This is a genomic window from Streptomyces sp. JLBT605 (genome assembly GCF_058215555.1).
The window spans coordinates 503,742-516,682 of the sequence record NZ_CM177087.1 but is presented as its reverse complement, the minus strand read 5'-3'; the positions used below and the strand labels follow the sequence as shown (position 1 = coordinate 516,682).

Sequence of the window (12,941 nt, the reverse complement as noted above, 5' to 3'; positions counted from 1 at the left end):
TTCCCTGGCTGCGGTTAGCGTCGGGAGGACGGCGGAAGGCGCGGCAGAGGCAGACGGACGGGAGCCCGTGATGGCACCAGCGCAGCAGGACCCGGCGGACGACGCCGTGATGACCCGGATCGGCCAGGCGGCGATGCTGCACCAGGGCGGTGACCGGGAGGAGGCTCGCAACCGGCTCGGCAAGCTGTGGGAGGAGATCGGGGAGGACGGCGATCCGTACCACCGCTGCACCCTGGCCCACTACATGGCCGACACCCAGGACGATCCGGCCGACGAGCTGATGTGGGACCTGCTGGCGCTGGCGGCGGCCGACGCGGTCGCCGGGGACGGCGCCGAGCGGAACACGGCGCGGATCGCGGTCCGCGCCTTCTACCCCTCGCTCCACCTCAACCTCGCCGCCGACTACGTGAAGCTCGGTCAGCTCGCCGCCGCCCGCAGCCAACTGGCTCTGGCCCGGGCGGCCTGCGGCATGCTGGGCCAGGACGAGTACAGCGACGGGGTCCGGGCGGCCATCGCCCGGCTCGGCCTGCGGCTCGACGAGCCGGCCGGGGACGGCGCCCGGCGCGGCACGCCCGGAGAGCCCACCCCGCCCCAGGGGTGACGCCCCAACGGGGCTCAGTCGCCGGTGACGCCGTCGATCCGCTCGCGGAGCAGGTCGGCGTGGCCGTTGTGCCGCGCGTACTCCTCGATCATGTGCACATAGATCCAGCGCAGGCTGTACTCCCTCTCGCCGCGGAGCCCGGTGTCGTCCAGCGAGCGCCCGGCGGCGGCCTTACGCGCGGCGGAGATCTCCGCGCGCCAGGTGGCGAACGCCTTCTCGGCGGTGTCCTGCCCGGCCAGGTCGAACTCGCCGTCCGGATGCTCCTCGCTGTAGTAGAGCGGCGGGGCCTGCTCACCGGCCAGCACCCGGCGGAACCAGCTGCGCTCCACCTCCGCCATGTGCCGCACCAGCCCGAGCAGCGACAGCGTCGAGGGGGGCGCCGACACCTCCCGCAGCCGCGCGTCGTCCAGCCCTTCACACTTCAACTCAAGGGTGGCCCGGTGGTAGTCGAGCCAGCTCTCCAGCATGGTGCGTTCATCGGTCCGCAGCGGCGGGTCGATGCGTTCGATGCGTTCGGTCGTCGTCATGGCGGTCATCATGGCAACGGGCAGTACGGCCCACCAGCGATTATCGGCACCGCCCGCCGCGCGACGGCTCCCTGGCCGTTCCGCTGCCGTGCCGTGCCGTGCCGCGCACGCCGGCCGGGACCGCCGATGGGCCGCCGCCGGCCCGCACGTATGCTGCCCGGGGAGAAGACGCCGCGGAACAGCCCGGCCGCCCCTTCCGGCGATACGGGTCCGCACACCGCCAACACAGGGAGAGCGCAGTGAAGGTCGGGGTCATCGGGCTCGGCGACATCGCACAGAAGGCGTACCTTCCGGTGCTGACCTCCCAGCCCGGCGTGGAGCCGCACCTGACGACCCGTACGCCCGCGACCCTGGACCGGGTCGGCGACGCCCACCGCATCCCGGCGCTGCACCGCCACCCCGATCTGGACTCGCTGCTCGGGGCCGGGCTGGACGCCGCCTTCGTCCACGCCCCCACCGACACCCACCCCGAGATCGTCACCCGGCTCCTCGAAGCCGGCGTCCCCACCTACGTCGACAAGCCGCTCGCCTACGACCTGCCCGCCTGCGAGCGGCTCGTCGAGCTGGCCACCGCGCGCGGCGTCAGCCTCACCGTCGGCTTCAACCGCCGCTACGCCCCCGGCTACGCCCAGTGCCGGGAACACGCCCGCGACCTGATCCTGATGCAGAAGAACCGCGTCGGCCTCCCCGAGGACCCGCGCAGCATGGTCTTCGACGACTTCATCCACGTCGTCGACACGCTGCGCTTCCTCGCCCCCGGCCCCATCGACCAGGTCGGCGTGACGGCCCGGGTCCGCGACGGCCTGCTGGAGCACATCGTGCTCCAGCTCTCCGGCGACGGCTTCACCGCGCTGGGCAGCATGAACCGCCGGTCCGGCTCGGTCGAGGAGATCCTGGAGGTCGCCGGCCACGACACCAAGCGCCAGGTCGTCAACCTCGCCGAGGTCATCGACCACAAGGGCCAGCCCAGCGTGCGCCGCCGGGGCGACTGGGTCCCGGTGGCCCGGCAGCGCGGCATCGAGCAGATCACCCTCGCCTTCCTCGACGCGGTCCGCGCCGAGGTGCTGGTCACCGCGGAGGACGCCCTGCTGACACACCAGCTGTGCGAGCGGATCGTGCGGGACGTGCTCGACCAGGCCCGCTGACCGCCCGCGCCCCGAGCACCGCGCCGAAGACCACCAGCGCGCCCATCGACCCGTACACCGGCCAGGGCCCCAGGGCCACGTACGGGCTGGTGCCCCGCCCCAGCGGCACCGTGTACACCACCGCGGTGCTGCGGCCGGTGCCCAGCCGCGGGCCCACCGCCTCACCGCGCGGCCCGTACACCGCGCTCACCCCGGTCAGCGTCGCGTGCACCATCGGCCGCCAGGTCTCGGCGGCCCGCAGCGCGGCCAGCGAGGCATGCTGCTCCGGGGCCCAGCTGTGCTGGAAGGTCGAGGTCGACGACTGGGCGATCAGCAGCTGCGTCCCCTTGCGCACCAGCGCCCGGCTCATGTCGGGGAACGCCGACTCGAAGCACACCAGCGGGCCGATCCGCAGGCCCCCAGCCCCCGGCAGCGCCATCACCACCGGCGCGGTGCCGCGCTTGCGGTCCTCGGCCGCGGCCTTCCCGACCGAGGTGGCCCAGCCCAGCACCGAACGGAGCGGGATGTACTCGCCGAACGGCACCAAGCGCATCTTGTCGTAGCGCTCCCCGGTCGGCCCCTGGGCGCCGACGAGCACCGCGCTCTTGAAGATCCCGGCCGCGTCCCGGCGCCGCGCGTCCACGTTCACCAGCAGCGGCGCGTCCACCGCGCGGGACAGCGCGGCCAGCCGCTGCCGCAGGTCCGCCCGCCGGGTCAGATCCTGGCCGACGCTGCTCTCGCCCCAGACCACCAGGTCCAGGTCCTGACCGGCCAGCCGCGCGGTCAGCTCCGCATCGCGGTCGAAGCGCTTCTCGTACCCGGAGACCACCCCCGGCTGGACCACCGCGACCCGCACCGTCCCGGCACGCTGGGGCTCCGGCGCCCACGCCCACACCCCGGCGGCCGTCGCGGCACACGCCCCGGCCGCCGTGCCGGCCACCGCCGCGTACCGCGCCCGGGGCAGGGCGATCAGCACCGCCAGCGCCGTGTTCACCGCCACGATCAGCCAGCTCACCAGCCACACCCCGCCGACCGAGGCCAGCCGCAGCGCCACCTCCACCTGCCACTGGCTCGCCCCCAGCAGCCCCCACGGCCCGCCCAGGTACTCCCAGGAGCGCAGCAGCTCCACCATCAGCCAGCCGGACGGCACCAGCACCAGCGCGGCGGCCACCCGGCCCGGGCCCGGCGCATCGTGCAGCAGCCGGTGCACCAGCCAGCCCCACGGCGCCCAGAGCAGCCCCATCAGCGCGGCGAGTACGAAGAGGAAGACGTGCAGGCTGGGCAGGAGCCAGTGGTGGACGGCGAGCATGAATCCCGCCCCGCCCAGCCAGCCGTCCAGCACCGCCCGCCGCGGCGTACCGGCCGACCGCACCAGCAGCAGCCAGGGCACCAGCGCGGCATACGCCAGCCACCACAGGGACGGTTCGGGGAAGGCGAGCGCGGGCAGCGCCCCCGCCACGACCGCGGCGCCGCCACGCGCCCACGGGGAGGCGAGCGGCCCGAGCGCGCCGGCCCGGTCCGCCGAACCCGTTCTCCGGGATGACGAGCCGGTTCGCTGAGCCGAGGTGAGCCCCGGGGACGAGCGGCGCCCCCAGCGCTTCCCGCGGTCGACCGGGATGGGCACGTCCCTCCTGCCTCCAAACTCCGCTGGTCACCAGTGTGCGCGACGGAAGCGATCACGCACAGGGCCTGGCACGGCCCGGGTCCTACCCCACCGGCGGCCGCTTCACCCCGCCTGGGGGGTGAGCGGCTGCTCGGCCCAGATGGTCTTGCCCCGGTGGCCGTACCGGCAGCCCCAGCGCGCGGTGAGCTGGGCGACGAGGAACAGACCGCGGCCGCCTTCGTCGGTGGTGAGCGCACGGCGCAGCCGGGGCTGGGTGTTGCTCGGGTCGGTCACCTCGCAGACCAGCACGTTCCCCCGGATGAGCCGCAGCCCGATCGGGCCGCCGGCATACCGGATGGCGTTGGTGACCAGCTCGCTCACCACGAGCTCGGTGGTGAAGGCGATGTCGTCCAGACCCCAGGCGGCGAGCTGCCGGCTCGCCGCCTCGCGGGCGTCCGCCACCGCGGCCGGGTCGGCGGGGAACTCCCAGTCCGCGGTGGACTCGGGCGCCACCGCCCGGGTCCGCGCGAGCAGCAGGGCGATGTCGTCGTGCGGCGGGCGGCCGCCGGCATCCGCCAGCAGCCCGGTGCCCGCCTCGTCCAGGGCGCGGTCCGGTCGGCAGTGCCTGGCCAGACGCTCCGTCAGCAGCCGCAGCGCCGCGGCCGGCTCCTCCGCCTCCCGCTCCACCAGCCCGTCGGTGAACATGGCGAGCACGCTGCCCGGCGCCAGATCGACCGTGGTCGTCTCGAAGGGCAGGCCGCCGACGCCCAGCGGCGGGCCGGGCGCGATCTCGACGACCCGCGCGGTGCCGTCCGGCCCGACCACCACCGGCGGCGGGTGCCCCGCGCCGGCGAAGGTGACCTGGCGGGAGACCGGGTCGTAGACCGCGTACAGAAAGGTGGTGCCCACCGCGTCCGGGACACCGGGCCCGGCCTCCCGGGCCAGCCGCAGCACCAGGTCCTCGACGTGGGTCAGCAGTTCCTTGGGATCCAACTCCAGATCGGCGAGGGTCTGGATCGCGGTGCGCAGCCGCCCCATGGTGGCGGTGGCGTGCAGCCCCTGGCCGACCACGTCCCCCACGACCAGGGCCACCCGCAGCGACGGCAGCGGGATCACGTCGAACCAGTCGCCGCCGACCCCGCCACCGGCCGGCTGGTAGATGCCCGCGGTCTCCGCCGCCGCGGTGTCCGTCACGGCCGGCGGCAGCAGACTCTGCTGGAGCGCGATCGCGGTCCGGTGCTCACGGGTGAAGCGCCGGGCGTTGTCGACGGTCAGGGCGGCCCGGGACGCGATCTCCAGAAGCAGCTCGGCGTCCTCCCCGTCGAACGGCTCGGGGCGCTCGATCCGCCAGGCCATCACCGTGCCCAGCATCAGGCCACGGGCGAACAGCGGCGCCACCGCGTGGGAGTGCCCGCCCGGCGGCACCAGCGCCTTGACCAGGTGCGGTTTGCCGAACTCGGCGATCACATGCTCCCGGTCGGTCACCACGGCGTGGCCCTGCTGCACCTGGCGCAGCAGCGGGAAGTCCGGGAGCCGGGGCACGATCGCGCCGCGGTCCAGGAAGCCGGGCGGCCAGACCCCGGAGGAGGAGGCGACCGCCACCCGGCGCAGCGGATGCTGCCGGCGGCCCAGCACCGTCGGCGGCTCCTCGCCCTCCAGCACCGCCGCGGCGATGTCCACCCCCACCAGATCGGCGAAGGCCGGGACCAGGACGTCCGCCACCTCCTGTGCGGTGCGGGTGACGTCGAGCGACCCGCCGATCCGGGTGGCGGCCTCGTTCAGCAGGTCCAGGTGGTCACGGGCCCGCTGCTGCTCGGTGATGTCCAAGAACGCGGAGGCGACGCCCGACGGCCGCCCCCGGCCGTCCTCCAGCCGGAACGCGGACAGTGCCACGGTGCGCCACTGCCCCGGGGATCCGGGCGGAGGGACCCGCTGCTGGTTGCCGAGCACCGGCATGCCCGTCCGGAGGACCTGCCGCAGGGTGCCCTCGATGCCCCCGGACGCCAGGACCTCCTCCAGCCCGGCCGCCGGCGGTGCCGTCCGGTCGCCGAACATCATCGCCGCGGTGGCATTGGTACGGACCGTCCGCAGGTCGGTGTCGTGGATCCCGACCCCGAACATGTCCTGGGCGAACAGCGCGCGCACGAAGGCCGTGCTCTGCTCCCACTCCGTGGCCCGCCGGGTCTCCACCGCCACCACCAGGGACTCGGTGGAGCCGTCCAGCGGCATGATCCGGAAGCTGACGTCGACCGTGCCGCCGGCCCCGTGCCGCAGCCGGGCCCGTCCGGACTCCGGGAATGCGCCCGCCGCCGCTGCCTCCGCCTCCGGGTCGGGGTCGGCCAGCAGCGCGCGCACCGGGCGACCGCAGACCTCCGCGGCCGGCAGCTGCAGCATCGCCGCCGCGGCGGCGGACCAGCGGAGCACCGTGCCGTCGGCGTCGAGTACGGCGGTCGCGACGGCATCGAAGAGACCCGCCCCGTCGCCGGGGCGCTCGATGCCTGCGTTGGCGCCCATCGTGCTCCTGGCTGGTGGGGGGCCTGTCCCCGCCGGGCAGATTGCTTCCCAGTATCAGGGAAGCCGGTCCCGCACGCCCAGGGGACGTATGGGACCGGCTTCATGGGAGACCGGTGGGAGACGACGGTCAGTCGGCGGCCTCGCCGGCGTGCGGGCTCAGCGCGTCGAAGCCCACCAGCCCGAAGATGAGCAGGCCGAGCAGGATGCGGTAGTAGACGAACGGCATGAAGCTCTTGGTGGTGATGAACTTCATGAACCACGCGATCACCGCGTAACCCACCACGAACGCGATGATCGTCGCGAAGATCGTCGGGCCCCAGGAGACGTGTCCGCTCTCCGAGGCGTCCTTGAGTTCGAAGAGGCCGGAGGCCAGCACCGCGGGGATCGCGAGCAGGAAGGAGTACCGCGCCGCGGCCTCCCGGGTGTAGCCCATCAGCAACCCGCCGCTGATGGTGGCGCCCGACCGGGAGACGCCGGGGATCAGCGCCATCGCCTGGCACACGCCGAAGATCAGGCCGTCCCGGACGTTCAGCTGCTGGAGCGTCTTGCGCTGCTTGACCGCCCGGTGGCGTCCGCCGGTCTCGTCACGCGCGGCCAGCCGGTCCGCGATGCCGAGCACGATGCCCATCACCACCAGCATGGTGGCGGTCACCAGCAGGTTGCGGAACGGACCCTCGATCTGGTCCTTGAGGGTGATGCCCAGCACGCCGATGGGGATCGAGCCGACGATCACCAGCCAGCCCATCTGGGCGTCGTGGTCGGAGCGCATGCTCTTGTTGACGAGCGAGCGGAACCAGGCCGAGATGATCCGTGCGATGTCCTTGCGGAAGTAGATGAGCACGGCGGCCTCGGTGCCGATCTGGGTGATCGCGGTGAACGCCGCGCCCGGGTCCTCCCAGCCGGAGAAGGCGGCGGTGAGCCGCAGATGTGCGCTGGAGGAGATCGGCAGGAACTCGGTCAGCCCCTGGACCAGTCCGAGGATGAAGGATTCGAACCAAGACATGAAAACTAGGCCATCCGAGAGGTGATCATGGCCTGACCGGTGAGCTCACAGGTCGGGGGCCGGTTGTGGGCAGCCGGACGAAGTGCGCGTTCGATCATGTGAGGAAGGGTGCGGCCTTACGCATGCTGAGCCTTTGCTGACGTGACTGACGGCGAGTCAGTTTCTCTGGATGGCTGGTGGCGCGGTAAACGGGCGGTGATCGCGCGCCAGTCGGGAGGCAGCGTAGCGCCCCTGCGGACGACGCGAGCCACAGCCCCCGGCACCGGAGCGCGGGGGAGGGGAGCAGGGAGGGGAGCGGCCGGGTCGGCTCGGCCGCTCCATGGCGGGGGAGGTAGCCGGCTCAGTGCTCGCGCGCCTGCGCCAGGCGGCCCCGCCTGCGCCAGGCCACGGCCAGCGCACCGGTCGCGGTGAGCATGATGAAGCCCACCGCCGCGAGGAAGACCGGCGAGGTGGGGGTGGCGGCCCGGCTGCCCGCCACCACGTACGCGGCGGTGTTCGGGACGCTGCCGAGCCCGGTCGCCAGCAGGAAGGGCAGCCAGCCCATGCGGGAGATCGCGGCGCAGTAGTTGGCCGCGGCGAACGGCACTCCGGGGAAGAGCCGCAGTGCGAGCATCGAGCGGAAGCCGTGCCGCGACAGCTGCCGGTCAGCCGCCGTCAGCCAGCGGCCGCGCACCAGCGGCCGCAGCGCGTCCTGCCCGAGCACCCGGCCGAGCCCGAAGGCGATCCCCGCGCCCAGCACGGTCCCCACCACCGCGCCCGGCAGCCCCGCCTGGGCGCCGAACAGCGCGCCCGCCGCCAGATTCAGCAGTGGTCGGGGCACCAGGGCCGCCGTGCACACGCCATAGGCGAGCGCGAACACCACCACGGCGCCACCGCCGGAGAGCCGCTCCGGCCAGCCGTCGGCGATCAGCCGGTGCGGCTGCCACACCAGCACGGCGCTCGCCGCGCCCGCCAGCAGTGCGACGAGCAGGGCCAGCCGCGACCAGGGCGACAGCAGCACGCGGGCCAGGCGCCGGGCCGGATTCTGGGTCGTGGCAGCGGGTTCGAGCACCGAAGGAGCGTATCCGACCCGGCCGCGAGCGGACCGGGAGTGCGGTGAGCTGCGACAGAAACCGGACATTCCGGCCCCGAAAACCATTCGCCCCCGGTCGGCCGTGGCGCCATGATCGACGGGATACCCCGGTACGCCTCGCGAAGCCGACGTCCGCGACCGCGGACGCGCCGAAGGCGGCCGTCCACCGCTCGGAGCCCGCGGCAGCCCGCCCGCCGGCCCCCAGCCGATCCCCGCGAAGACCTCGAAGAAGCCTTTTCGAAGCCCTCGAACGTCGTCGAGAGACCTCGAAGGAGCTCGCAGGGCCTCGCAGGGCCTGCAGGGCCTCGCAGGACCTCGGAAGACAGCGAACCCGCGAGCGGCGGGGCGGCGCGGTCGCCGAGGCGCTCACTCCGCACTCTCCGCACTCTCCGTGACCCCTTCGCCGCCCTGTCCGCCGCGGTCCGGCGGCTCCATCAGGAAGGAAACGCCCGGCATGTCGCCGCAGAGCTTCGTCCGCACCAAGCCCCACCTGAACATCGGCACCCTCGGCCACCTCGGCCACGGCAAGACCACCCTGACCGCCGCGATCACCAAAGTGCTCAGCGAGCGCGGATCCGGCCGTTACGTCCCGGTCGACCGGATCGACCGGTCCCCCGAGGAGCGGGTGCGCGGCATCACCATCCACCCCGCGCAGCTGGAGTACGAGACCGGCACCCGGCACTACGCCCACACCGACCTGCCCGGCCATGCCGATCTCATCAGCGACATGGTCGCCGGCGCGGCCCGGCTCGACGGCGCGATCCTGGTCGTCTCCGCGGCCGACGGCATCATGCCGCAGACCGCAGAACACATGCTGCTCGCCCGGCAAGCCGGTGTCGACCACATCGTCGTCGCACTCAGCAAGGCCGACACCGGGGACCGGGAGCACTGCGGCCAGGTCGAGCGGGAGGTCCGCGAGCTGCTGTCCGCGCACGGATATCCCGGACCGACCACCCCCCTGGTCCATGTCAGCGGGGTGCGGGCGCTGGACGGCGACCCGCGCTGGACCGGGGCCGTCGAGGCACTGCTGGACGCCGTCGACACCTTCGTGCCGACGCCGACGCGCTCCCTCCACGGGCCGTTCCTGCTCGCGGTCGACGGCGTGACGCACACCGCGGGGCGCGGCACGGCCGTCACCGGCGTCGTCGAACGCGGCACCGTCCGGCCCGGCGACCGCCTCGACCTGCTCGGCGGCGCGACCGGGCAGCCCGTCCGGACCACGGTCGGCGAGGTCGGGATGTCCGGCAGGCCGATGGAATTCGCGCAGGCCGGTGACCCGGTGGCGCTGCTGCTGGAGGCGGTGCCGCCCAGCGCGGTGCGCCGCGGCCAGGTCGCGGTGGCCGCGGGCAGTGCCGTGGCCCATCGCCGTTTCACCGCCCGGGTGTCGCTGGGCTCCGCGGGGGAGGGCGGGCCGCACCGCCTGGCGTCTCCCGGCCGGCGCATGCGCTTCCACATCCGTACGGCCGACGTCCCTGGTGCCGTCCACCTCGGCCATCGCCGGACGGCCCGGCCGGGCGGCGGGGTCACCGTCCCGGTCGAGCTGGACCACGGACTGCCCCTGGAGCCGGGGCTCGGCTTCGCGATGCGCCAGGGCGGGGTGACGGTCGGCGTGGGGACCGTGCTGACGGTCACGGAGGACTGACCCAGTACGGGAGGACTGACCCGGTCGAGGAAGGGCCCGGCCCGGGAGGGGCGACCCGCGGGCCGCCGGTACGGTCACCGCACCGAGCGCGGTCACAATATGAGGGTGACAGAGCCGATACCCGTGAGCCGGGCCGTGGACTGCGGCACCGCCAAGCTGATGCCGGATGTGGACCGGGAGCGGGCCTGGCTGCTCACCGTGGACGGCGCGCCCCAGTCGTATGTGGACCTCGACGACCCCACGCACCTGGAGTTCGAGTACGCGCGCCGGCTGGCGCACGTCATCGACACCATGGCGGCCGAGCGCGCCCCGCTGGACATCCTCCACCTGGGCGGCGGGGCCCTCACCCTGCCCCGCTATGCCGCGGTCACCCGGCCGGGCTCGCGCCAGCAGGTGATCGAGGCCGATCGCCGGCTGATCGAGCTGGTCGCCGAGCACCTGCCGGTGGAGCCCGGATCCGGGATCGCGGTGCGCGCGGCGGACGCCCGTACCGCACTGGAGGAGGCGCCGCCTGCCGGCGTCGACCTGATCATCGCCGATGTCTTCGGCGGCTCCCGGGTGCCCGCCCATCTCACCTCGGTCGAGTACGCCCGGGCCGCGGCCCGGGCGCTGCGGCCCGGCGGCCTGTACGCGGCCAACCTCGCGGATGGCGCCCCCTTCGCCTTCCTCCGCTCCCAACTGGCCACCTTCCGCGCCGCCTTCGCGCATCTGTGCCTGATCGCCGAGCCCGCCATGCTGCGCGGGCGCCGTTTCGGCAACGCCGTGCTGGTGGCCGCGCAGACGGAGCTGCCGGTGCATGCCCTGGCCCGCCGGACGGCCGCCGACGTCTTCCCGGCGCGGGTCGAGTACGGCCCGCAGCTGGAGCGGTTCGCCGCCGGTGCCGCGCAGGTCACGGACGCGGCGGCGGTGCCGTCCCCGCAACCGCCGGGTGGGGCGTTCAGCGTCGGCTGAGGACCAGAAGCTGGGTCAGGAAGCGGGGTCAGGAGGCCCGCTTCAGCGGGCGCAGCGAACTCATGATCTTCTTGATCGTGGCGTCCGGCACCTCGTCCTTGACGCCCTTGGCGGCGTAGAGCACCCACGTCGCGAAGTCACCCTCGGTGTCGGTGTAGCTGACCGCGAACGCCTTGCCGTCCGTGCTGCACTTGTTGCTCTTCTTCACCCCGGTGACGACGGCCTTGGCCGCGTAGCCCGAGAGGCCGTGATCGCTTTTGAACGGCTTCACCTCGGACCGGACCAGCCGCAGATCACCGGTCCGGCCCTGGTCGTACGCGGCGAACGCCCAGTTCAGAGCCTCGCTCTTGGCGGCCTCGGCCTGTGTGCCGGCGCCTTGCGCGCCCTTGGTGCCGGTGCCCGCCAGGGCCGTGCTGTCCTCGTAGCCGTCCTTGTGCTTGTAGGTGCAGTAGTCCTCGTCGGCATACGCGGGGGAGGACATCGCGACGAGCGACTTCAGGCCGGACTTGTCCTTGTCGTCGGAGAACCCCGTGGACCAGCTGGAGCCCTTGACCGTCCAGCCCGGGGGCACGTCGAAGGCGCTGTGCCGCTTGGGGTTGACCACCACCTGCCAGCCGGGGATGACGGGGTCGATGTCCGTCTCCTCGCCGCCGCCGGTGCGCGGATTGTCGTCCTCCGGGACGACGGTGTCCTCGGTCGCGGGCGGCTGGGACGACGGCGTCGAGGTCCGGCGGGCACCCGGCGCCCCGCTCTTCCCGCCGTCGTCCTTGCCGAGGACGACGACACCGGTCACCACGGCCGCGGCGACGACGGCGACCGCCGCGACGATGGCGAGGGTGGCGGTGCGCTTCCTGCCGCCGCGCGGCGGCTTGGGCGGACCCGGCGGGCCGGCCGGTGCCTGCCAGCCCGCCGCCCCGGGGCCCCACCCGCCGGGCTCCTGGTACGGGTTCGGCTGCAGAGGCTGCTGAGGGTGCGGCGGCTGCTGATACGGGTTTGGCTGCTGAGGCTGCTGCGGCTGCTGGTAGGGACCCGGCGCCGGGTGGGCTCCGGCGTGCGGGAAGCCAGGCGGTGGATACCCCGGCGGCTGGTATCCCGGCTGTTGATAGGGGTTCTGGTCCTGCGGGTTCTGCCCGCCCCCGGGCGGCTGCTGTCCTGGCCACATGGGCAACAACCCTAGAGCGGGGGCCGGCGGGCGGACATGCCCACCCTTCCCCCCAGACGCTACTGACTGGTAACTTTCGGGTATGTCAGAGAACCAGCCGTCGATCGGCGAGTTGCTTGCCGCCACCGTTCCGATGGTGCGCACCCTGAACCTGGAGTTCGTCGAGACCTCGACCGAGCGTGCCGTGCTGCGCCTGCCCGACCAGCCGGACTTCCACAACCACGTCGCGGGGCCGCACGCGGGCGCCATGTTCACGCTCGCCGAGTCCGCCAGCGGTGCCATCGTGCTCGCCGCCTTCCAGGACCAGCTCTCGCGCGCCGTGCCGCTCGCCGTGCGTGCCGAGATCGGCTACAAGAAGCTCGCCAAGGGCCCGGTCACCGCGACTGCCGAGATCGGTCGCCCGGTCGCCGAGGTGGTCGCCGAGCTCGACGCCGGACAGCGCCCCGAATTCCCCGTGAACATCGCCATAACCCGCGAGGACGGCGCGGTCACCGGCGAAATGTCCATCACCTGGACGCTCCGCCCCAACTCCTGACGTCCGCCCGCACCTCCCGACGTCCTCGCGACGTCCTCCTTCCACCGTCGGCCGGGGCCCATCGCGCCCCGGCCGACGTGCGTCCCGGCCCCAGGGAACGACGCCCATCCCGGCACGACCGCGACGCCCATTCCCGGCGCGGGCAGGCCAGCGGGTGGAATGTGCACGCCGTTGCCGGGACGGCTCGGCGAGTCAACCCACCCCCGC

General features: G+C 73.7%; 11 protein-coding genes. 5 read left to right on the top strand and 6 right to left on the bottom strand.

Features of this window, described 5'->3' with window-relative positions; genetic code table 11:
- Positions 1–70: 70 nt before the first annotated feature.
- Positions 71–601 carry a hypothetical protein gene (locus AC4BDD_RS02505; RefSeq protein ID WP_490689308.1) on the top strand — a complete coding sequence of 177 codons (531 nt, stop codon included), beginning with the start codon at positions 71–73 and terminating at the stop codon, positions 599–601.
- A gap of 14 nt (positions 602–615) precedes the next feature.
- On the opposite strand, the gene AC4BDD_RS02500 is transcribed toward AC4BDD_RS02505, so the two are convergent.
- Positions 616–1,128: a DinB family protein gene (locus AC4BDD_RS02500; RefSeq protein WP_490689307.1), complete on the bottom strand. Its 513-nt coding sequence runs from the start codon at positions 1,126–1,128 to the stop codon at positions 616–618.
- Positions 1,129–1,367: 239 nt separating this feature from the next.
- Between AC4BDD_RS02500 and AC4BDD_RS02495 the strand changes: the two genes are divergently transcribed.
- On the top strand, positions 1,368–2,273 hold the full coding sequence (locus tag AC4BDD_RS02495) for a Gfo/Idh/MocA family protein (protein ID WP_490689306.1): 906 nt from the start codon (positions 1,368–1,370) through the stop codon (positions 2,271–2,273).
- Here AC4BDD_RS02495 and lnt read toward each other — a convergent pair.
- From lnt to AC4BDD_RS02475, 4 genes are all read right to left on the bottom strand, one after another.
- Entirely contained in the window at positions 2,197–3,876 is a 1,680-nt protein-coding gene (gene lnt / locus AC4BDD_RS02490; protein WP_490689305.1) for an apolipoprotein N-acyltransferase, read from the bottom strand. The genes AC4BDD_RS02495 and lnt overlap by 77 nt on opposite strands.
- 102 nt (positions 3,877–3,978) lie before the next feature.
- Positions 3,979–6,369 carry a SpoIIE family protein phosphatase gene (locus AC4BDD_RS02485; RefSeq protein WP_490689304.1) on the bottom strand — a complete coding sequence of 797 codons (2,391 nt, stop codon included), beginning with the start codon at positions 6,367–6,369 and terminating at the stop codon, positions 3,979–3,981.
- 127 nt (positions 6,370–6,496) lie between these two features.
- Positions 6,497–7,372 carry an undecaprenyl-diphosphate phosphatase gene (locus tag AC4BDD_RS02480; protein ID WP_490689303.1) on the bottom strand — a complete coding sequence of 292 codons (876 nt, stop codon included), beginning with the start codon at positions 7,370–7,372 and terminating at the stop codon, positions 6,497–6,499.
- A gap of 340 nt (positions 7,373–7,712) precedes the next feature.
- The gene (locus AC4BDD_RS02475; protein WP_490689302.1) at positions 7,713–8,492 is read right to left on the bottom strand and encodes a TVP38/TMEM64 family protein; all 780 of its coding nucleotides are present in this window, start codon (positions 8,490–8,492) and stop codon (positions 7,713–7,715) included.
- 406 nt (positions 8,493–8,898) lie between these two features.
- Here AC4BDD_RS02475 and AC4BDD_RS02470 point away from each other — a divergent pair, with 406 nt between their 5' ends.
- Positions 8,899–10,086, top strand: coding sequence for a GTP-binding protein (locus tag AC4BDD_RS02470; protein ID WP_490689301.1), 1,188 nt, complete (start codon positions 8,899–8,901; stop codon positions 10,084–10,086).
- 105 nt (positions 10,087–10,191) lie between these two features.
- Positions 10,192–11,037 (top strand): spermidine synthase, encoded by an 846-nt coding sequence (locus AC4BDD_RS02465; RefSeq protein WP_490689300.1) that lies wholly within the window; start codon positions 10,192–10,194, stop codon positions 11,035–11,037.
- A gap of 28 nt (positions 11,038–11,065) precedes the next feature.
- Here the strand turns inward: AC4BDD_RS02465 and AC4BDD_RS02460 are convergent, their stop codons facing one another.
- Positions 11,066–12,199 (bottom strand): DUF8017 domain-containing protein, encoded by a 1,134-nt coding sequence (locus tag AC4BDD_RS02460; RefSeq protein ID WP_490689299.1) that lies wholly within the window; start codon positions 12,197–12,199, stop codon positions 11,066–11,068.
- An 82-nt stretch (positions 12,200–12,281) separates the two neighbouring features.
- Here AC4BDD_RS02460 and AC4BDD_RS02455 point away from each other — a divergent pair, with 82 nt between their 5' ends.
- Positions 12,282–12,734, top strand: a complete 453-nt coding sequence (locus AC4BDD_RS02455; RefSeq protein ID WP_490689298.1) for a DUF4442 domain-containing protein — start codon at positions 12,282–12,284, stop codon at positions 12,732–12,734.
- The last annotated feature ends 207 nt before the right edge of the window (positions 12,735–12,941 follow it).

Excerpts from the sequence above, each read along its gene's own strand:
- AC4BDD_RS02505 (WP_490689308.1), top strand. The coding sequence starts at position 71 with ATGGCACCAGCGCAGCAGGACCCGGCGGACGACGCCGTGATGACCCGG.
- AC4BDD_RS02500 (WP_490689307.1), bottom strand. The coding sequence starts at position 1,128 with ATGACGACGACCGAACGCATCGAACGCATCGACCCGCCGCTGCGGACC.
- AC4BDD_RS02485 (WP_490689304.1), bottom strand. The coding sequence starts at position 6,369 with ATGGGCGCCAACGCAGGCATCGAGCGCCCCGGCGACGGGGCGGGTCTC.
- AC4BDD_RS02480 (WP_490689303.1), bottom strand. The coding sequence starts at position 7,372 with ATGTCTTGGTTCGAATCCTTCATCCTCGGACTGGTCCAGGGGCTGACC.
- AC4BDD_RS02475 (WP_490689302.1), bottom strand. The coding sequence starts at position 8,492 with ATGTCCGGTTTCTGTCGCAGCTCACCGCACTCCCGGTCCGCTCGCGGC.
- AC4BDD_RS02470 (WP_490689301.1), top strand. The coding sequence starts at position 8,899 with ATGTCGCCGCAGAGCTTCGTCCGCACCAAGCCCCACCTGAACATCGGC.
- AC4BDD_RS02460 (WP_490689299.1), bottom strand. The coding sequence starts at position 12,199 with ATGTGGCCAGGACAGCAGCCGCCCGGGGGCGGGCAGAACCCGCAGGAC.
- AC4BDD_RS02455 (WP_490689298.1), top strand. The coding sequence starts at position 12,282 with ATGTCAGAGAACCAGCCGTCGATCGGCGAGTTGCTTGCCGCCACCGTT.